This is a genomic window from Corallococcus sp. AB049A (assembly GCF_003668885.1).
GTDB lineage: Bacteria > Myxococcota > Myxococcia > Myxococcales > Myxococcaceae > Corallococcus > Corallococcus interemptor.
The window spans coordinates 1-18,692 of sequence record NZ_RAWL01000150.1; the positions used below are offsets into that span (position 1 = coordinate 1).

Genomic DNA, 18,692 nt, shown 5'->3' on the forward strand with positions numbered 1-18,692 from the left:
GAAGAACATCCCCCGCGCCCCGTCCTCCGGGGCCGCGGCCAGGCACCGCTCCGTCAACTGCCACGCCGCGCACTCATCCGCCCTGCCCGCCGCCACCTTCAACGAACCTTCCACCGGTCCGCGATCCATACGACCTCTCACTTCAAGCGCTGGAGTCGGTCCCCCGCTCCACCGGGTCTCCTCCTCCAGCGCAGCCCTTCCCCCTCACAGGTGCCAGGGCCCACGCCCCGCCCACACCGTGCAGCCCAATCACACAATTCCGTCAAAACGACAAGAAATCCCCGGAACCCAGGAAGTACCTGCCATTATCCACCAGAGTACACAAATCTAATGGGGGTGCGGAGGGCTTTTCTTGTGGCCTGAGAGACGGTTGAGGGGTCAGGCCCCCATTTTCAGGGCCTTTATCCGGAGAGGGCGGCCTGGGCGGCGGCGACGGCGGCGCCGGAGCCAGCGGCGCGGTGGCCGGCGGCGTGGAGGGCGCGCTCGATGGCGCCCACGGTGACGAGCACGTCCCCGGCGCTGACGCGGTTCATGTGGCCCACGCGGAAGTAGCGCGTCTTGATTTCAGGGTGGAGGCCTCCGGCGATGGCCACCCCCTGCGCCTTCACGCGGCCCACCAGCGTCGCGTCCACGCCGTCCGGGTAGTACACGGCGCTCAGGGTGTTGGCGGCCACGGCCTCCGAGGTGGGGACCCCCTTGAGGCCCAGCGCGCTCCAGGCGGCGCGGAAGGCGCGGGCCATGCGGCGGTGGCGCTCGAAGCGGGCCTCCATGCCCTCCGCCAGGATCTGTCCCAGGCTGACGTCCAGCGCGCACACCAGGGACGTGGGCGGGGTGGCGAAGTAGGCGGGCTTGCCGGCTTCGTAGGCCTCCATGATGGGCAGCCACTCCGCCCAGTCCGCGTACACGCTGGCCACGGGCGCCCTGCGCGCCTTCCATGCCGCGAGCGCGCGGGGGCTCACCGTGAGGAGCGCCAGGCCCGGCGGCACGCCCACCGCCTTCTGGCTGGCGGTGAGGTACACGTCCGCGCCCCACGCGTCCTGGTGGAAGGCTTCGCCAGCGGTGGCGCACACGCCGTCCACCACGGCCAGGACGCCGGCCTGGCGCGCGGCCTTCACCAGCGGCTCCACGGGCGCGAGCACCGCGGTGGAGGTGTCCACGTGGGTGACGGTCATCAGCTTGAAGCCGCCGCCGCGCAGCTCCGCCTCCACCTGGGCCACGTCCGGGGCGCTGCCCACGGTGCCCGCGCGCACGTGCGTCACCTTCGCGCCGTGGCGCTCCAGGATGTGGGCCATGCGGTCGCTGAAGTAGCCGGTGTTCACCACCAGCGCGCGGTCGCCGGGCTCGATGAGGTTGGCCACGGCGAGCTCCATGGCCAGCGTGCCGCTGCCGGAGACGACGAAGGGCTGGGCCCCCGGAGCGAGCGACACCTCGCGCAGCCGCTTGAGGGCCCGGCCGAAGGTGGCGATGAAGCCCGCGTCCAGGTGCCCGGGCACCGGTCCGGACATCGCCTGCAACACCTCCGCGTCCACGTCCACCGGCCCGGGAATCATCAACAGGTCTCTCACGGCGCCACTCCTCCTCGAAGGTCCCCTCCGGACGGCCGGAGGGCGGTCCCCCACTGTGGCCAGCGCGTGCCCGGCTTGTCCACGCCGGAAAAAGAAGACGCCGGAGCCCCGTGCAGTGGGACTCCGGCGTCTGGAACTTCAGGAAGCGAAGCCGTGGACTAGCGGTACGTCGCGGTCACGCTGTCCGCGCGGGCCACCTGGCCGGCGGTGAACGTGTTCATGCAGTTGTCGTCGGTGTAGTCCATGAAGTTGTAGATGGGATCCACGCCGCCGCCCGCGCAGGTGTCGCGGTTGGCAGGGCAGCCGTACGCGGGCGAGGCCTCCGGCGGCGTGTCGCTGACGGAGTCGCCCGGGTTGTTACAACCGCCCTGGAACGTGTGGTACAGGCCCAGCCAGTGGCCGACCTCGTGCGTGCCCGTGTCGCCCTCGTTGTACGGGGCCGCGCTGCCGCCGGGGACGCTGCTGTAGAGGATGACCACGCCGTCCATGGAGGGCTGGCTGGAGTAGCTGGAGGGGAAGGTCGCCCAGCCCAGCAGGCCGCCGCCCAGGTTCGCCGTGTAGATGTTCAGCGCACCGGCGTTGCCCTTGCGCAGCGCGGCCTTCATCTTCTTCTCCGCCGCGGAGCCGCTGCGCAGGTTGTACCACTGGCTGTTGGTGGTGCGGTCCGTGCCGGCCAGCGTGAACTTGAACGGGGTGTTGGAGTACGCCGCGTTCAGCACGTTCATCTGCGCGGTGATCTGCGAGTCCGGGATGTCGCCGTTGGCGATGCCCGTCCCGGCGCGGATGACGTGGAAGTACACGGGCACGTTCACGGAGCCCACCGCGCGCTTGGCGGACACGCCACGGGCCGCGATCGCCGCGTCGACCTCGAGCTTCTCATCGGCGGTCAGCTCCACCGTCGCACAGCCACGGTGCGGGACGGCCTGGGCGCTGGTCTCTTCGGTGGGAGCCGGGGTCTGCTCCTCGGCCGTCGAGGTGCTGCTGCTGCAGCCGGCCAGGGACAGCAGGGTGCCAAAGACAACCGCGATACGGCCGCTGCGCTGCGCGATGTGACGAAGCATCAGTTCCCAACTCCTCAGGAAAGGGGTGAAACAGTGATACGCGGATGAAACAGCGCATGTCAAATCACGCGATAAAATTGAACTCACGGCAAAACACTAAAGACAAACCAAGCGTCACAGGACCGGGAGACGGCCTGTCCGTGAATCACCCTGGAAATGGAAAATGCCGGAGCCCCCTGATCGGGGACCCCGGCATCCGGAAAGCGGCCACGGTGCTGCGGGATTTTTCTAGCGGTACGTGGCGGTCAGGCTGTCCGCGCGGGCGCTCTGACCGGCGGTGAAGGTGTTCATGCAGCTGTCGTCGGTGTAATCCATGAAGTTGTAGATGGGGTCCGCGCCGCCACCGGAGCAGGTGTCGCGGCCGGCGGGGCAGCCGTACGCGGGCGAGGCCTCCGGCGGCGTGTCGCTGACGGAGTCACCCGGGCTGGCGCAGCCGCCCTGGAACGTGTGGTACAGGCCCACCCAGTGCCCCACCTCGTGCGTACCCGTGTCGCCCAGGTTGTAGGGGGAGGACGTGCCGCCGGGGACGCTGCTGAAGAGGATGACCACGCCGTCCATGGACGGGCTGCTGGTGTAGCTGGAGGGGAAGGTCGCCCAGCCGAGCAGACCGCCGCCCAGCTTCGCCGTGTAGATGTTCAGCGACTCCTTGCCGCCCTTGCGCAGGGTGGACTTCATGGAGCGCTCGGCGCTGCTGCCCTGGGTCAGGTTGAACCAGGTGCTGTTGGTGGTGCGGTCCGTGCCGGCCAGCGTGAACTTGAACGGCGTGTTCGCGTACGCCGCGTTCAGCACGTTCATCTGGCTGGTGATCTGCGAGTCCGGGATGTCGCCGTTGGAGATGCCCGTGCCCTGGCGGATGACGTGGAAGTACACGGGCACGTTCACGGAGCCCACCGCGCGCTTGGCGGACACGCCACGGGCCGCGATCGCGGCTTCAATCTCCAGCTTCTCGTCAGCGGACGGCTCCACCGTCGCGCAGCCACGGTGCGGGATGGCCTGGGCGTTGGTGGTCTCCTCGGCCGGAGCCGGGGTCTGCTCCTCGGCGGTGGGGGCGTTGCTGCTGCAACCCGCCAGGGACAGCAGGGTGCCAACGACCACCGCGATACGGCCACTGCGCTGCGCGACGTGACGAAGCATGGTTTCCCAACTCCTCGAAAAGTAGGGGGGAGCGGGAATACGATTTTAATGACAAGCGAGTCAATACACTGACAGTCCTGGAAAAATTGTAAAACCCTATGGCGTCAAAGGATGACTCACTGCCCCGCGTCCGGTGCGGGCGTGAGCGGGGTGGGCGCCGTCTGGGGGGCTCCCACCTGTTCCAGGGACTCGCGGTTGCTCACGGAGAAGCGCACCAGCGCGCGCAGGATGCGGTTGCGCTTCACGTTGCCCAGCACCTCGCGCAGGTCGTCGTAGACGGTGGGGTCGTTGACGAGCGCGCCCAGGGTGCCGTCGCCCTTGGCCACGGTGGCGGTGATGGTCTTGATGTCCGCGGCGGCGCTGCCCAGGTCCGCGAACATGCCCTTCGCGTCGCCGTAGATGAGCTGGTGCACGGCGCCGTTGGGGCTCTTCTTCGCGTCCTCCAGCAGGCCCGCCAGCTGGCCGGCGGCCTCTCCCAGTTCGCGCATGGCCACCGCGCCGTCCTGGCCGTAGATGAGCGCGTGCGCGGTGCCGTCACCGCGGCGCACCTCGCCCAGGATGGCCTCCACGTGGCCCAGGGCGCCGTCCATGCGCTTCGCGGCGCCGGACGCGTTGGTGAGCAGCGTGTTCACCTCCTGGCCCGTGCGCGGGTCGTAGATGAGCGCGTGCAGGGCGCCGTTGCCCTTCTCCACCTCCTCCATGATGGAGCGCAGCGAGGCGACGCTCCTGGCCAGGTCCCGGGACAGCTCCGGGTTCGCGTAGACCTTCACGGCGTCCTTGAGGGACTCGCTGATTTCGACGGAGTTCTCCATCACGCGGCTGGCGCTGCTCATCAGCTTGGACAAATCACCACCGCTGCTGGACTGCACGACGCCGCCGGGCTCGATGGGCGGCTGGTTCGCGCTGCCCAGGGAGATGTCCACCGCCTTGTCGCCCAGCACGCCCATGCTGGTGAGCTTCGCCACGGAGTCCTTGCGGATGCGGTTGGCGTAGGCGCTGGCCACCTGGAACTCCACCCGCAGGCGGCTGTCGTTCAGGTCCTCGGAGAAGGACACGCTGTTCACGCGGCCCACCTTCAGGCCGCCAATCCACACGGGGGACTGGTCGCTCAAACCGTCCACGCTGCTGAAGTAGGAATAGAAGATGGCCTGGCGTTGAAAGAGATTGGACTCACGGCCGATGAAGAAGACGACGACGCCGGCCACGGTGAGGCCGACGGCGACGAAGAGGCCCGCCCTCACGGCCAGGCGCTTTTCCTTCGAGGTCGAGGTGAAGAGACTCATGGTGTTCCCCGGGGGTTCAGCTCCAGGCGGCGCGCGTCGATGAAGGCGCGCACCTCCGGCACCTGGGAGCGGCGCATCTCCTCCGGGGTGCCCACCTGGACGATCTTCCGGTTGGCCAGCATGGCCATCCGGTCCGCCAGCACGAAGGCGCTCACCATGTCGTGCGTGACGACAATGGAGGTCGCGCCCAGGCGCTGCTTCATCGAATCAATCAATTCGTTGATGGTCTGCGTGGTGACGGGGTCCAGGCCCGTGGTCGGTTCATCCCAGAGGATGACCTCCGGGTCCGTGGCGATGGCGCGCGCCAGGCCCACGCGCTTGCGCATGCCGCCGGACAAATCCGACGGCATCAGCTTCTCCGTGTTGGGCAGGTCCACCAGCTCCAGCTTCTCCGCCACGCGCTTCTGGATCTCCGCGCGGGACATGGTGGGGAAGTGTTCCCTCAAGGGGTACGCCACGTTGTCCGCCACGCTGAGCGAGTCGAACAGCGCCGCGCCCTGGAACACCATGGCCACGTGCTTCCTGACCTCCACGAACTGCGCCTCGGAGAACTTCGCCAGGTCGTAGCCTTCGAAGAGGATGCTGCCGCCGTCCGGGTGCAAGAGGCCGATGAGGCACTTGAGCAGCACGCTCTTGCCCACGCCGGAGCCGCCCAGCACCACCAGCGTCTCGCCGGCGCGCACGTCCAGGTCCACGCCGTCGTAGATGCGCTTGGGGCCGAACTGTTTGACGAGCCCGTCGAAGCGGATGAGCTCCTCGCCCGGCGTGGGCTTGCGGAAGCTGAACGGGACGGCGGGGTCTTGGTGGTGGCGGCGGGCCTTGCGCATGGTGCGGGCGGCTTCAGAAGTAGAGCGTGATTTTCGTGATGAAGAAGTCCGCCAGGCACACGGTGACGGAGGTGATGGCCACCGTCTGCGTGGTGGCGCGGCCCACGCCCTCCGTGCCGCCCTCCACCGCCAGCCCCTTGAAGCAGCCCACCAGGCCGATGATGAGCCCGAACACGGCGCCCTTGATAACGCCGGAGACGAAGTCGCCCATCAGGACGGCGTCCAGCGCGCCCTGGGAGAACTGATCCAGCGAGATGCCGTACTGGGACTTCACCACCAGCGCGCCCGCCACCAGGCCCACCACGTCCGAGAACACGGTGAGCACCGGCAGCACGATGAGGCACGCGAACACGCGCGGCACCACCAGCTTGCGCAACGGGTCCGCGCCCAGCGCGCGGATGGCGTCCACCTGCTCCGTCACGGTCATGGAGCCCAGCTCCGCGGCGATGCCGGAGCCGATGCGCGCCCCCACGGTGAGGGCGGTGAGCACGGGGGCCAGCTCGCGGAACAGCGTGAGGATGACCACGCGGCCCACGGTGTACTGCACGCCAAAGCGGGCGAGGAAGTAGCCGAACTGCAGGGAGATGACGAGCCCCGCGAACGTCGCGGTGAGCAGCGCGATGGGCAGCGAGCGCACGCCCAGCGACTCCGTGTGGAAGATGAGGCCGGCCCAGTCGTAGGGCGGGCGTACGGCGCGGCTGAACACCTGGCCCGTCATCACGGACAGGGCGCCCAGGGACTCCATGCGCTCCTTCAGGCGATCCTTGATGCTGGGGCCGCCGGCGAAGAGCTTCGCCTCGGGCATCATCGCTGGCGCTCCGCGTGGAAGCCCTGGAAGAGGCCTTCGAAGTCCGCCATGCGCTGCTCGGCGGTGCCCACGGGGGCGACGTAGCTGAAGTCGAAGACGCAGTTGTCCTTCTTCACCACCACCAGCTCCAGGGAGATGGGCACGCCGTCGAGCTTCGCGACGTAGCGGCTTCTCAGGGCCTCGCGGCCATCCAGGGTGAAGGTGCGCTGGCCCAGGTCCTGGCGCTCGGTGAAGCCCATGAGCAGGTGCTTGGTGAGGACCTGGAGGGACGGGTCGTCGTGGTCCTTGCAGGTGGCGTTGGTGGCGATGACGCGGCCGGTGTCGCCGCGCTCCACGAAGGCCAGGTCGTTGTCGGCGAAGCCGCGGCGCTCCCAGACGTCGTTGGAGAGCGGACCGACGCGGTACTTCACGTCGGACTTCTGGAGCACCGAGTCCTCGAACGTCGCGCGGTGGCACCCCGCGAGGAGGGCGGACAGCACGAACGTCAGCAGCAAGCGCGGCATGGCACCATTTCGTTCGTCCCGGAGGGACCCGGGTGGGGACGGCGGGCATGGTCATGGTGCACGCCCGTCAGGTCCGCAAGGACTTCGTCGGAGCGAACGTCGACTCACGGACGCGCGCCCTGCGAGGGCCCGGCGCCCCGGAAGGGCCCCGGACGGCAGGGGGAGGCGGGGTGCCCCCGGGCTTGCCCAGGGCCCATGTTCAGCCGGGAGCCGGGGATTCTCCCGAGGAGGATTCGATGGACGGCGGACTGGCGATATTCGGTTTCGGGTTGTTCATGCTGTCGATTGCCTCGCTGTACGCGCGCACGGCGTACTGGCTGGCGTGGCCGCTCTTGGCCATCTCCATGCTGGCCATGGGCATGGCGTTCAGCGAGTCGAAGCGCCTGCGGGACCTGTCGCTGGGGATCGCCGCGGTGCTGGGGGTGTTGTTCATCGCCGCGCTGGCCGTGGGCACCGTGTGGTGGCTGACCCTGGCGGTGTTCCTGTTCGCGGTGGCGTTCGGGCTGCTCTGGGCGGAGTTCCGCTTCGAGTACTTCGGGCACGTGACGCGGCAGGAGTTGCCCCACCACACGCACCGCCGGACGGTGCACTGGCCCTGGCACCGGCGGCGGGCGCACTAGGGTTGTGACGGCGCTTCTTCCAGGGCCACCTGTCCCGAGTGGACGGTGAGCCAGAGCGTGTCACTGGCGGCGGCGGCTCTCACGAGCCCCGCGTCGGTGGTGGTGAGGAAGACCTGCGCGCCGCTCCGGGCCAGGTAGCCCATGAGATAGGCATTGCGCTCGGGGTCCAGCTCGCTGGAGACGTCATCCAGCAGCAGCAGGGGGAGGAAGCCCATGGCGGCCTCCAGGTTTTCGATTTCGGCGATCTTCCAGCCCAGCACCAGGGCGCGCTGCTGTCCCTGGCTCGCGTAGGCGCGCGCGCTGCGGCCGCCCAGCGTGACGGACACGTCGTCCACGTGCGGGCCCACGGAGGTGAAGCCCCGGTCCAGGTCGCGGCGCAGGCGCGCGGAGAGGGCCTCGCGCAGGGCGGTGGCGAGCGCGGCCTCGTCGGCGTGGGCGAAGTCCGCGCCCAGGTGGGCGGGGTGGTAGCCGTAGACAGCGGGGTCGGCGGTGCGGCCGATGGAGGCGAAGGTGGCCTGGGCGCGGGGAGCGAGCTCGGCTATCAGCGCGCGGCGGCGGGCGTAGAGGCGAGCGCCCGCGCGGGCGAGCGTTTCGTCGTACGCGTCGAGGTACGCGGCGTCGACGGTGGCGCCTTCGCGCAGCAGGCGGTTGCGGTTCTTGAGGGCGCGGGCGTACTCGCGGCTTTCCTTGAGGAAGGCGGGGAAGCGGTTGAAGACGGCGCGGTCGAGGAAGGCGCGGCGTGCGTCGGGGCCGCCCTTGATGACCTCCAGGTCATCCGGGGTGAAGGCGACGACGGAGACGCCGCCGAAGTAGTCCTCGAGGCTGGCGGCCTTCTTGCCGTCCACGAGGGCCTGGCGGGTGCCACCGCCGACCTCGACGGAGATTTCGCGCTCGGCGCCCTTGAGGAGGAAGCGGCCGGAGACGCGAGCGGCCTGGGAGCCCCAGCGGACGAGCTCCGAGAGGCGGCCGGCGCGAAGGGGCTTGAGGGTGGCGAGGAAGTAGAGCGCCTCCAGGAGGTTGGTCTTCCCCTGCCCGTTCTGGCCCACGGCGATGGTCGCGTGGGTGCTGGGTGCGAGCTGCACCGCCGGGAGGTTGCGGAAGTCCTGGACCTGGAGCGAGAGGAGGCGCACAGCGTCACCGTGAAAGGGGAGTGCTTCGTACTACATGCGTCCCCTGACAGGGCCATGATGTGGGGTGCTCCCTCGCCTGGAGGGCGCGGGAGCGTCACGGACAGAGCCGTCGCCGCCAGCGGTCCAGGTAGTTCGCGATGCCGTCGTCGGCATCCTCGGGCGCGTACATGAAGGGCTTCAGGAAGCAGGCCAGGGCGCGGTACTGGGGCGGGATGGGTTCCTGTTCGATGTCGATGGCCGTGGGCCATTCGCTCAGGGTCACCAGCAGGCGCTCCTGTTCCATGGGGAGGAGGGAGACCTCCGGGAACGGCAGTGCCTGTCTCAGCGCTTCGGTGCCGCCCATCCGCTCCAGGAGTGGTGAGCCCAGGAACGTGAGCCAGTGCGCGCCCAGGGAGTGGAGCCCGATGACCGAGCCGAGGCCGGCGACAGCTGGCAGATCCACCCCCAGATAGCGCACGGAGTACTTCTCCAGGACCTTCCAGTCGCCTGCGGTCCAGGAGCCTTCACGAGAGGCAAGGCCGAAGCTCGCGTATCCGAAATGGAAGGGCAGCTCCCGAGCCAACTCCAACACCAGATCACGCATCCGCTGGGGCCCATGCTCCAGGAGGTACTCAGTCGGGAAGGTGAAGGACATCGCGGTGTTGGACCCAACGCAGAGAGGTCGTTCGATCCGGTTGCTGTGGTATTCGAACTGGTATCCTCCGGTTCCTCCAGGCAGGTCGGACAACTCGACGTGCCAGGCCAAGCGGGAGGGTCGATCCACCATCCGCTTGCGAATGACCTCCCATCCGTCCTCATCCAGCTCAAGGACGTCGCCATCATCCGCGCCGTACCAGTTCAGCGACTGGGGCGGCGTAGCTCGAAGATAGGTCTGCAAGGCCCGCCAGCACGCCTGGGCCACGATGCTGTGGTCGTAGGGGATGAAGAACGAGACCACGACCCCGTCGCGGGCCACGACATCGCCCCTCCTGGCGTGAAGACGAAGGGTGGGGAAGTTCTCGCTCATGGCGGGGGCAATACTCCATCGCGAGGAGAAACGAGCAGGGCTCTCCCACCAAGCGCATCCTCGTAGATCATTTTCTGCGTCTTTCCATCGTAGGGGCTGCTCCCTCCATACTTGGTCCACCGAGGCTCGTTGTCCTCAGGGCAAGGGAACTTGAAGTCCAGGGTGAGCGCGGCCTTGCCCAGGCTGCGGTCCGCATAGAGCACGAGGTCCGGCTTGATGGTGCCCCGGAGTTCATCGGTGCAACCGTCGGCGAGCATCCGCGCCTCCTTCTCCCGGCTGATCGTCTCCACGAACCGGGCATTCGGATAGTAGCGGTAGCGCTGCTCGATGCTGTAGGGCGCGGCCCAGAGATCCTTGAGCACCTCCTCCGCGCACTGCAGGACCAGGACGTGCTTCTGCTTCCCCAACTGCATGGCCCGGGTGATGGGACTGCCGCAGCGGTCGCGCCCCACCACCTCGCGGCACTCCTGCCGCGTCGGAGGACGATTCTGGAAGAAGCGCGCATTGCCCTGACGCTCGGCCTGGACGGCGCATTCCGCGAGTCGTTTCTCCAGCTCATCCGCGCTGTGGTCCCGCTGCATCAAGCCGAGGATGACCGGGGCTGCCTGGACCAGATTGGAAGCCGAGGTGGCAGAGGCACCCTGCTCTGCCACCACGACCACATGGCGCAGCCTCGCGGCGGTCTCCGTGTCGACGAAGCGCAGGTCACCATGCGCGGAGCGGCGCGAGCTTCCGCCAGCGCAGGCCGTGAGCAGCGCGAAGACCGCGCACAGCTTCGTGTTCGTCACAGCGCCGCCGTCGCTCCCGTCCAGTGCTGCGCGGCCCAGCCCAGGGCTCCCAGGCCCACCACCAGCGCGCAGTACTCCACGAGCGTGCGGCGGTCGCCCTTCTCCGATGCGGGCGTGAGCAGGGCCCGGAACACCGCCACCGCGGCGATGAGCAGCAACAGGTTCTCTCCCGTGGCGAACCACGTCGCGCCCAGCACCGCCACCGCCATCCACCGCTGGTCGCGCGCCAGGGCCCGGAAGCCTCGGGAGCCGTCCAGCTGCCACACCGGCACCAGGTTGAACAGGTTCAGCCAGGCCGCCGCGTGCGCGATGGCGCCCAAGGCCTTCCATCCCGTCAGCACCGCCGCCGCCAGCGCCACCAGCGCCGCCGCGCTGCCCCAGATGGGCCCCGCCAATCCCACGCGCGCGTCCTCGCGCTCATCCACCGGCACCTGCTTCAGCCGCACGAACGCACCCAGGCCCGGGATGAACATGGGCGCGTCCGCCTTCATGCCCAGCCGCCGCAGCGACGCCACGTGCCCCATCTCATGCACGTAGATGCAGGCCACCAGCCCCAGCGCGAAGCTCCAGCCCCACAGCGTCCAGTACACGCTCGCCGCGAACAGCATGGAGAACAGCGTGCTCGCGTTCGTGAGCCCGAGCAGCAGCAGCTTCCCCTTGCCCAACAGCAGCGCCAGCACGAACTTGAACTTCCACAGCATCAGGCCCACCGCGCCCATGCTGGCCAGCACCTTCGGCATCCCCGAACGCTTGCGCTCCGCCTCCGCCAGCGGCACCGCCAATCCCTGCGCGTCCGCCTGCTGACTCAGCGCCGTCACCTTCGCCGTCACCTGCGCGTGCTGCGCCGTGTCCGGCGGCAACAACTCCAGCGCCTCGCGCCACAGCGCCAGCGCCTCCATCGTCGCGCCCCGCCCCGACGCCGCCTGCGCGTCCGCCGCCAGCTGCGTCAGCCGCTTCGCGTGCACCAGCCTCCGGCACGACGGACACGTGAGCAGCCGGGGCGCCAGCTCCGAACCACACCCCTCACACCGCTGCGTGAGGAGCGCTACCGCGAGCGCCTCAGCCAACGGACCGCTCCTGCTCCGCCGGCGCGGCCTCACCCTCGGCCGGCGCCTCCGCCAGCTTGAACGGCCCCGCGATGTTCAGCTCCGCCCGCTTCGTGCGGCGCCATGCCTCGAAGAGCGCGAAGCCGTAGATGAGCCCCGACATCGGCTGCTCGATGCCCACGAGCACCGGCAGCGCCGGGGTCAGCACCACGGTCGTCGCCACCGCGGCGACGGCCTGGGCCACCTCATCCGGCGGCTCCACCGGCTCGGAATCCAGCGAGTGCGACGCCGCGTGGAAGGTCTGGAAGTCCGACCGCTCCTTCATCGCCTTGTACAGATCCGGCGACAGCGACGCGCCCACCGCCAGGTACGTCAGCAGCACCGCGAGCGCCTGGTAGCCCCGCCCACCGCGCGACTCCGAGCCCTTGAACACCGCCGTCCCCACCATCCACCCCACGAGGATGGCGATGAGGCCGATGTTGTAGCCCGTCAGGCTCACCACCCAGTAGACAATGGCCCCCGCGATGCCCGCGCCAAAGCCATACATCGACGCAGTCAGGGCCCGCTTCGACTTCGAGCCGCCCTTCATCGCCTCCTCCACCTCCTCGCGGCACGCGGGGCACAGCAGGCGCTGGTTCACCTCGTAATAGACGCTCTGGATGGCGCACTGGCAGACGGTGCACTTCGTCGCCGGGGGCGCCTCGGTGAACTCGGCACGGTCGAACTGCAGCGATGCCTCATCGGAGGCTGGCGGAGGAACAGGCTGGGTCATGGACGGGATTGAGACGCGAAAGGAAACCGCGCCTCCAACCTAACAGAGGCCACCCGCAGCCCCCAAACCGGTGTCTGTCTTCAGCCGTCCTGCCGCAGCGCCGCGTGACGCGCCGCCTGCACCAGCGCCACCAGGTCCCCGTTTCGCGCCACGTCGCCTCCCGCGGGCTTCGCGTGCTCGGGTGAGAACAGCCGCGCGGGCGTGCGCGCCTGGCCCCGCAGCATCACGAAGAGGCGCAGCGCGTCCCGCAGGGCCTCCGCCTCCGGCCCCTCCTCCGCGCGCGCCCGCTGCGCGGCCTGCTCCAGCCGGGCCCACGCCACCTCTTCGTTCCACGCGCCCCGGGGCCGCTCGCGAGACAGGGCCGCCAGCGCCGCCGCCGTCTCCACCAGCCCCGCGCGCCCTTCCGTGAAGACGCTCCGCCCGGACAGCCGCAGCGCCGGGTCCTCCGACAGCGCCGCCCGCCAGGACAACAGCGCGGGCAGCTCCGCTTCGCGCGGCACCACCGGCGCCAGCTCCGCCTCCAGCACCGCGCGCACGCGCACCCGCGCCACGTCGTGCCAGAAGGCCGCGTGGAGCAGCAGCTCCGGCCCGCTGCGCGCCACCCGCGTCGGCGCCCGGCGCATGCGCCGCTGGAGGAAGTCCTTCACCCGCCCCCGGCTGTCGTAGCGCTCCAGCCGCTCCCACATCGCCACCAGCGCGGCGGCGCCCAGGGGCAGCGCCCGGGCCAGCTCGCGCGCCTCGTCGTCGCTGAAGGCCGGCGCCCCTTCCGTCACCGGGCGCTTGAACACACGCTCGAAGACCTCGCCCGCGGCGCACGCGGCGCGCAGCTCCGGCAGGTTGCGCGGCAACAGCTCCACGGCCTGGGCCCAGACGCGGCCCCCCAGGAACGGCGCCGCGTCCAGCACCTCCGTCTCCAGGCGCAACAGGCGCGCACCCAGCGTCGCGGGCACGGCCTCCACGTCTTCGTCCGACGACGACGAGGACAGCCGCCGCTCCGCCGCGCGCTCCACCGCGTCGCGCAGGCGCTCCACCTCGTGCATCAAGCGGACGGGCGCGGCGTCGCTCGGCCAGGCTTCCGCCTCCACGCGGCGTCGCAGCGCGGCCAGCGTCACGTCCACCTCCGGCTGGGCGGTGGCCACCTCACGCAGGAGCTCGAAGTGGTTGCGGATCCGGTCCTTCCAGAAGAAGGACTCCAGCACGCCCTTGAGCGCGCGGTAGCGCAGGCGCGTGGCCTCCAGGAGGTCCGCTCGGTCCTCCAGCCGCGCTCTCAGGTCATCTGGACGGGTGGCCACGTCCCCATCATAGGGAGCCGCCGCGCCGGGCGCAGGCCTCCCCATGGCGCGGAGCGTCGGACGTGGAACGCTGGCGCCCCGCCGACGTAGGAAGTTGGACGACTGCGCTCCGGCTCAGACGCGCATGGGCATGACCACGGCGGTGAAGCTGCGGTCGCCGGGGCCGTGCAGCACGCCCGGGCTGTGCTCGTCGCCCAGCTCGAAGCTGACCTCGTCCGTCTCCGTCACGCCCAGCACGTCCATGAGGTAGCGGGCGTTGAAGCCGATGGTGATGTCGTTGCCCTGGTAGTCCACGTCCAGCGCGTCGCGCGCCTCACCCAGGTCCGGGTTGCTGGCCGTGATGAGCAGCTTGCCCTTCTCCAGGCCGATGCGGATCGCGTTGCTCTTGTCCGCGGACAGGAGGGCAATGCGCTTGAGGCCTTCCAGCAGGCGCACCTTCGGCACGAGGACGACCTTCTCGCCCTCCTTGGGGATGACGCGCTGGTACTCGGGGAACTGCCCGTCGATGAGGCGCATCACCATGGTGAGGCCCGGCTTCTTGAACAGCGCCGAGTTCTCCGCGAACCCCAGGTGGCACTCCGCGTCCGGGGCCTCGTCCAGCAGGCGCTTGAGCTCCATCAGGCCCTTGCGCGGAATGATGACGCCGCTCTTGAGCTTGAAGTCGCCGGACATCTCTCGCTCGATGAGCGACAGCCGGTGGCCGTCCGTGGCCACCATGCGGACCTTGCCGCTCTGCTGCGGCTCGAAGAAGACGCCGTTGAGGATGTAGCGCGTCTCGTCGCTGGAGATGGCGAACTGGGTCTTCTTGATCATCTCCAGCAGCACGTTGCCGGAGATCTGCACCAGGGGAGCGTTCTCCTCCTTGGGCAGCTTCGGGTACTCCTCGGCGGCCATGCCGACGATCTTGAAGTGCGCGGAGCCGGAGGAGATGTCGACGTAGTTGTTCGCCAGCTTCTTGAGCGTGACCTCCGCGTCCGGGAGGTTCTGCACGATGTCGAAGACGTACTTGGCGCTCAGCGTGACGGCGCCCGGCTTGGACACGTCCGCGGGGTGCTCGGACACGATGCCGATGTCCAGGTCGAAGGCCGTGACGGTGATGCTGCCCTTGTTCGCCGTGAGCAGCACGTTGGCGAGGATGGGCATCGTCGTCTTGCGCTCCACGATGCCCTGGGCGCGGTAGAGGGCCTTCTTCAGCTCGTCGGCGGCGATGCGGAATTCCATCGTGGGCGTCCTTACAGGTCACGGCCCCGGAGGCCGATCTCTTGGGGCGCGGGTGTACAACGAACGGATAGGCCCTTCCACCCTCTTGCTTGGCCTTTCGAGCCCCGCTCCGCTCTCTTCCGGACTCTCCGGGAGCCCATGTAGGACATGGAGGAAAATCGCCCCTGTCGCCCTGGCAGGAGGGCGCGCGGCCGGGCAGAGTGGACCCGGCCGTGCCCTTCCCGCGTTGAAGGAGGGCACCCGTCCTCCTTCCGGAGTCGCCATGAACGCCCGCTCGCTGATCCTGTCCGCCGTGCTCGTGCTCGGTCCGGTGGCGTGCAGCACGCCGTCCTCCCCCACCGCGCAGCCGTCCGGCGGCGATGTGTCCGGCGCGGCGGCCCCCGCCGACCTGAAGCGGACCGACGTGGAAGCGCCCTCGGGCGCCGCCAACGAGCCCGGTACGGCCGCCCCCACCCCCTCACCCGGAGACGCCACCATGACCACCAGCACCGTCTACATCATCAAGGACAACGGGAAGCGCTGCTTCGCGCCGCCCTGCGACCACTACGACCTGTTCGCGGCGGACGCGCCGGACAAGAAGCTCCAGACCCTCCATGAGATCGACCTGACGGCCGTCACCGGCGGGGACTCCGAGAAGACGGGGGAGCTGCTGCAGCGCGCGTCCAAGGGCGGCCCCGGCCTCAAGGTGGAGGGCACGCTGGACAAGCGGCTCAAGGCCGGCCCGGCGGGCGACGCCATCGTCCTGCGCGCCAGCCGCGTCGTCGGCTGAGGCGCTCTCTTTCCGGGACCGCCGCTGCCTGGCGGTCCCGGTGAAGCTCAGAGCCGCACGCCCACCTGGAAGCCCGGCCAGCGCTGCATGCGCGTGTCCGCGTTGATGTTGTGCGAGCGCACCGGCAGCGTGGTCAGCTTCGCGAACTCCGGCTCGCCCCAGGTGAACGCCACGTTGTAGGTGGGCCCGGCGAACACGGCCAGCCTCGGCATCACCTGGAAGCCCAGCATGGCGCGCGCCTGCGACAGCAGGGTGTTGGACGCGCTGGAGAACGGGTCCCGCGTGGACAGCACCTGGCTGGCCGCGACGTCCACGTCCACCCAGAAGCGCGAGCCCAGCGGGATGTGCCCGCCCAGCCCCAGGCCCAGGCTGAAGCGCTGGATGCGGTCGTCCGGGCCAAGGCCCGCGAGCAGCGTCGTGTAGAAGTGCTTGCCGCCGAACTTCAGCGCCACGTTGGTGAGCTGCACGTCGCTGCCGAACACCTCCAGGTGCAGCTGGCCCTTCTTCTCGTACGAGACCAGGCCCACCGGGGCGCCGTGCACCTCGTCGGAGACGTTCACGAGCCCCAGCTGCATGCCGTGCACCGTGTCCGCGATGTTGATCAACCCCAGCTGCATGCCGGACACGTCGCCGCCCAGGTTGATCAACCCCAGCTGCATGCCGGTGAGGGACGGGGCGCGGTTGAGCAGCACCGCCCCCTGGATGCCCCACGCGGCCTTCGCCACGGAGTTGTGGCCCAGCGTGAACTGCACGCCCTTCATGGTGCCGTTCGCGTGATTGACACCCAGTGACAGCTGCACTCCGGTGGCGTCCGCAGTGGTGACGTTGACGCCCAGCGCCGCCTGCATGCCGCCCAGCGAGCCGCGCGCCACGTTCGCGCCCAGGGCCAGCTGCCCCACGCCGTCCACGTCCCCGTTGGCCACGTTGAGCCCCAGCGTCGCCTGGGCGCCCCGCACCGCGCCGCCCGCCACGTTGGTGACCAGCGACAGCTGCGCGCCAGCCACGTCCGCGCCGGACGTGTTGAAGCCCAGCGCCAGGGCCAGGCCGGACACCTCCGCGTCGTACACGTTGCCCGCCAGGCCCAGCGCCAGACCGCCGCCCAGTGCCATGCCGCCGTTGACCACGCCCAGCGCGAAGCGGTTCTCCACCGCCGCGCGGCCCGCCCTCAGCGTGTTGGTGCTCATGGAGGGCACCAGGCTCAGGTTCACCGGCAGCTGCTGCCGTCCCTGGGGAGACACTGCCACGCCGCCGCCGCGCATCACGGTGGCCTCGTGGCCCACGCCCAGGAAGTCACCGGGGGCGAGCGGCGTGCGTGCGCCTTCCTTCAGGGTGAAGGCCGCTTCGGACACGCCGCCATCCCACTCGCGCCGGGCGCGGTAGGCGCCGGGGGCCAGGCCCAGCTCGGTGGCGCGGCCGGACTGCTTCTGCACCTCCACCACCAGCGTGCCCACCGCGTCGCGCACGTACAGGCGGCCCTCCAGCGGCTCCGTGAGGACCAGGCCCGCGGTGGTGGCGCGCAGGTCGGTCATCACCAGGTCGCCGGTGCCCGCCAGCTCGATGTCGTAGTTGGGGTGCTGCGCGCCGCCCTGCGTGCGCTCGGTGCGCGAGAGCGTTTCGTGGAAGGCGAACTGGTAGGCCTCCGTGAGGGTGACGCGGCCGTCGTGGGTGACGTCCGCGGCGCCGCGCAGGCCGGACAGCAGGTGGTGCGTGAAGAACGAGCCGCCCAGCCGGTCCGACTCCTGCGACGCCTCGTCCGCGCTGGAGGAGGTGAGGATGGCGTGGCCCTTCACCTGGATGCCGGAGTCCACCAGGAACGCGGGCCGCGACACGCCGCCCTTCTTGCGCGCGAACGCGCCGGACGCGCACGAATCCAGCACCGCGATCCGCACGTCCGCGGGCAGCCCCTCCAGCGAGCGGCGCAATTCGCCGTAGTCCAGGCGCTGGCCCTTGAGCAGCAGCCCCTCGTCGTCCGAGTGGCCGGAGTAGTACAGCAGCACCTCCACGCGCCGGGCCCCGGCCGTGCGCACGCCTTCCGCCAGGCGGCGCACCTTGTCGAAGCCGGCGAGCACGCCCGCGCGGTCCACGTCCGTGAGGAGCACGCGGTCCTGGGGCAGCACGCCGCCCAGCTCCGACAGCACCGTGGAGAAGGCCTTCGCGTCGGTCTCCGCGTAGCGCAGCCGCACGCGCTCCGGGCCGCCGTCGTTGACGCCCACGAGCAGGGCCAGCCGGCGCACGGCGGCGGTCTCCGCGGCGTGGACGGGGGTGGCCGCGCCCAGCGCGAACAGGAGGATGACGAGCGCTCTCATGGGGAGGGCTTCTCCAGCAGGAAGGACGTCTGGTTCAAGCCCGAGGGCAGGGTCAGCGGCGCGGTGCGCGCCTCGGGGGAGGTGGCCAGGACGCGCGCGGCGGCCATCACGCCCTCCAGCTCGAAGGGGCTGTCCGAGGTGACGAGGAAGAAGCGCTCGAAGCCGGGGGCGTCGTCCAGCTCGTAGGCGCGGGGCAGCACGTGCGTGCCGCTGCGTTCCAGGGGCGCGGACGTGTCGCCCAGGGCGGGCAGGTGCGGGGTGACGGCGCCCCGGCCGTCCACGGAGAGGATGACGCCGTGGGCGTGGCCGGCGGCGGTGTACGACAGCTGGACCACGTCACCGGCGTGGGCGGGGGCGCCGTCGGTGAGGCGCTCGGAGCGGGTGTCGGCCTGGCGGTGGACGTCGAGCCGGGGCTGCAGGCCCTTGCTGCGGGTGGGCTCCAGGACGCCGGGGGTGCCCGTCTGGGCCCAGGGGTCGCGCGTTTCCTGCGGGGATGCTCCCGGCCGCGCGAGGACGACGAAGGCGGCGGCGGCGAGCACCGGCACCAGCGCGGGCAGGAAG

Annotated in this window: 18 protein-coding genes; 2 read left to right on the forward strand and 16 right to left on the reverse strand. The window is 70.1% G+C overall.

Features of this window, described 5'->3' with window-relative positions; translation table 11 throughout:
* Positions 1–401: 401 nt before the first annotated feature.
* The 7 genes from D7X55_RS17820 to D7X55_RS17850 all read right to left on the reverse strand — a co-directional run bounded on the left by D7X55_RS17820 (position 402) and on the right by D7X55_RS17850 (position 7,181).
* Positions 402–1,565: an alanine--glyoxylate aminotransferase family protein gene (locus tag D7X55_RS17820; RefSeq protein ID WP_121723695.1), complete on the reverse strand. Its 1,164-nt coding sequence runs from the start codon at positions 1,563–1,565 to the stop codon at positions 402–404.
* A 158-nt stretch (positions 1,566–1,723) separates the two neighbouring features.
* On the reverse strand, positions 1,724–2,626 hold the full coding sequence (locus D7X55_RS17825; protein WP_121723696.1) for a zinc metalloprotease: 903 nt from the start codon (positions 2,624–2,626) through the stop codon (positions 1,724–1,726).
* A gap of 228 nt (positions 2,627–2,854) precedes the next feature.
* Positions 2,855–3,760: a zinc metalloprotease gene (locus tag D7X55_RS17830; RefSeq protein ID WP_120552022.1), complete on the reverse strand. Its 906-nt coding sequence runs from the start codon at positions 3,758–3,760 to the stop codon at positions 2,855–2,857.
* Positions 3,761–3,876: 116 nt separating this feature from the next.
* Positions 3,877–5,043 carry an MlaD family protein gene (locus tag D7X55_RS17835; RefSeq protein WP_120552023.1) on the reverse strand — a complete coding sequence of 389 codons (1,167 nt, stop codon included), beginning with the start codon at positions 5,041–5,043 and terminating at the stop codon, positions 3,877–3,879.
* Entirely contained in the window at positions 5,040–5,870 is an 831-nt protein-coding gene (locus tag D7X55_RS17840; protein ID WP_120552024.1) for an ABC transporter ATP-binding protein, read from the reverse strand. Before D7X55_RS17840 ends, D7X55_RS17835 begins: the two co-directional genes overlap by 4 nt.
* Before the next feature lie 13 nt (positions 5,871–5,883).
* The gene (locus D7X55_RS17845) at positions 5,884–6,678 is read right to left on the reverse strand and encodes an ABC transporter permease (RefSeq protein WP_120552025.1); all 795 of its coding nucleotides are present in this window, start codon (positions 6,676–6,678) and stop codon (positions 5,884–5,886) included.
* Positions 6,675–7,181, reverse strand: a complete 507-nt coding sequence (locus tag D7X55_RS17850; RefSeq protein ID WP_120552026.1) for a hypothetical protein — start codon at positions 7,179–7,181, stop codon at positions 6,675–6,677. Before D7X55_RS17850 ends, D7X55_RS17845 begins: the two co-directional genes overlap by 4 nt.
* A 236-nt stretch (positions 7,182–7,417) precedes the next feature.
* On the opposite strand from D7X55_RS17850, the gene D7X55_RS17855 reads away from it, so the two are divergent.
* Complete coding sequence (locus D7X55_RS17855; RefSeq protein WP_121723697.1) at positions 7,418–7,801, forward strand: hypothetical protein; 384 nt, start codon at positions 7,418–7,420, stop codon at positions 7,799–7,801.
* On the opposite strand, the gene recF is transcribed toward D7X55_RS17855, so the two are convergent.
* From recF to dnaN, 7 genes are all read right to left on the reverse strand, one after another.
* Positions 7,798–8,931, reverse strand: coding sequence for a DNA replication/repair protein RecF (gene recF, locus D7X55_RS17860; RefSeq protein WP_121723698.1), 1,134 nt, complete (start codon positions 8,929–8,931; stop codon positions 7,798–7,800). The two genes, D7X55_RS17855 and recF, sit on opposite strands and share 4 nt — an antisense overlap.
* A gap of 94 nt (positions 8,932–9,025) precedes the next feature.
* Positions 9,026–9,937, reverse strand: a complete 912-nt coding sequence (locus D7X55_RS17865) for a type VI immunity family protein (RefSeq protein ID WP_121723699.1) — start codon at positions 9,935–9,937, stop codon at positions 9,026–9,028.
* On the reverse strand, positions 9,934–10,725 hold the full coding sequence (locus D7X55_RS17870) for a hypothetical protein (protein ID WP_121723700.1): 792 nt from the start codon (positions 10,723–10,725) through the stop codon (positions 9,934–9,936). The genes D7X55_RS17865 and D7X55_RS17870 overlap by 4 nt, the downstream gene beginning before the upstream one ends.
* Positions 10,722–11,792 carry a site-2 protease family protein gene (locus D7X55_RS17875; RefSeq protein ID WP_121723701.1) on the reverse strand — a complete coding sequence of 357 codons (1,071 nt, stop codon included), beginning with the start codon at positions 11,790–11,792 and terminating at the stop codon, positions 10,722–10,724. The genes D7X55_RS17870 and D7X55_RS17875 overlap by 4 nt, the downstream gene beginning before the upstream one ends.
* On the reverse strand, positions 11,785–12,543 hold the full coding sequence (locus D7X55_RS17880) for a hypothetical protein (RefSeq protein WP_120552032.1): 759 nt from the start codon (positions 12,541–12,543) through the stop codon (positions 11,785–11,787). The genes D7X55_RS17875 and D7X55_RS17880 overlap by 8 nt, the downstream gene beginning before the upstream one ends.
* Positions 12,544–12,623: 80 nt before the next feature.
* A complete protein-coding gene (locus D7X55_RS17885) occupies positions 12,624–13,835 on the reverse strand; it encodes a hypothetical protein (protein ID WP_233609909.1) in 1,212 nt (403 codons plus the stop codon).
* A gap of 114 nt (positions 13,836–13,949) precedes the next feature.
* Positions 13,950–15,056, reverse strand: a complete 1,107-nt coding sequence (gene dnaN / locus D7X55_RS17890) for a DNA polymerase III subunit beta (protein ID WP_014400581.1) — start codon at positions 15,054–15,056, stop codon at positions 13,950–13,952.
* A gap of 262 nt (positions 15,057–15,318) precedes the next feature.
* Here dnaN and D7X55_RS17895 point away from each other — a divergent pair, with 262 nt between their 5' ends.
* Positions 15,319–15,825 carry a DUF6748 domain-containing protein gene (locus D7X55_RS17895; RefSeq protein WP_121723702.1) on the forward strand — a complete coding sequence of 169 codons (507 nt, stop codon included), beginning with the start codon at positions 15,319–15,321 and terminating at the stop codon, positions 15,823–15,825.
* A gap of 47 nt (positions 15,826–15,872) precedes the next feature.
* Here D7X55_RS17895 and D7X55_RS17900 read toward each other — a convergent pair whose 3' ends face one another.
* Positions 15,873–18,131 carry a caspase family protein gene (locus tag D7X55_RS17900; protein WP_121723703.1) on the reverse strand — a complete coding sequence of 753 codons (2,259 nt, stop codon included), beginning with the start codon at positions 18,129–18,131 and terminating at the stop codon, positions 15,873–15,875.
* On the reverse strand, positions 18,128–18,692 hold a 565-nt coding region (locus tag D7X55_RS17905; protein ID WP_121723704.1), incomplete at its 5' end, for an ActD-like protein. The genes D7X55_RS17905 and D7X55_RS17900, both read right to left, overlap by 4 nt.

Excerpts from the sequence above, each read along its gene's own strand:
- D7X55_RS17825 (WP_121723696.1), bottom strand. The coding sequence starts at position 2,626 with ATGCTTCGTCACATCGCGCAGCGCAGCGGCCGTATCGCGGTTGTCTTT.
- D7X55_RS17830 (WP_120552022.1), bottom strand. The coding sequence starts at position 3,760 with ATGCTTCGTCACGTCGCGCAGCGCAGTGGCCGTATCGCGGTGGTCGTT.
- D7X55_RS17835 (WP_120552023.1), bottom strand. The coding sequence starts at position 5,043 with ATGAGTCTCTTCACCTCGACCTCGAAGGAAAAGCGCCTGGCCGTGAGG.
- D7X55_RS17840 (WP_120552024.1), bottom strand. The coding sequence starts at position 5,870 with ATGCGCAAGGCCCGCCGCCACCACCAAGACCCCGCCGTCCCGTTCAGC.
- D7X55_RS17845 (WP_120552025.1), bottom strand. The coding sequence starts at position 6,678 with ATGATGCCCGAGGCGAAGCTCTTCGCCGGCGGCCCCAGCATCAAGGAT.
- D7X55_RS17850 (WP_120552026.1), bottom strand. The coding sequence starts at position 7,181 with ATGCCGCGCTTGCTGCTGACGTTCGTGCTGTCCGCCCTCCTCGCGGGG.
- D7X55_RS17855 (WP_121723697.1), top strand. The coding sequence starts at position 7,418 with ATGGACGGCGGACTGGCGATATTCGGTTTCGGGTTGTTCATGCTGTCG.
- D7X55_RS17865 (WP_121723699.1), bottom strand. The coding sequence starts at position 9,937 with ATGAGCGAGAACTTCCCCACCCTTCGTCTTCACGCCAGGAGGGGCGAT.
- D7X55_RS17880 (WP_120552032.1), bottom strand. The coding sequence starts at position 12,543 with ATGACCCAGCCTGTTCCTCCGCCAGCCTCCGATGAGGCATCGCTGCAG.
- dnaN (WP_014400581.1), bottom strand. The coding sequence starts at position 15,056 with ATGGAATTCCGCATCGCCGCCGACGAGCTGAAGAAGGCCCTCTACCGC.
- D7X55_RS17895 (WP_121723702.1), top strand. The coding sequence starts at position 15,319 with ATGAACGCCCGCTCGCTGATCCTGTCCGCCGTGCTCGTGCTCGGTCCG.
- D7X55_RS17900 (WP_121723703.1), bottom strand. The coding sequence starts at position 18,131 with ATGAGAGCGCTCGTCATCCTCCTGTTCGCGCTGGGCGCGGCCACCCCC.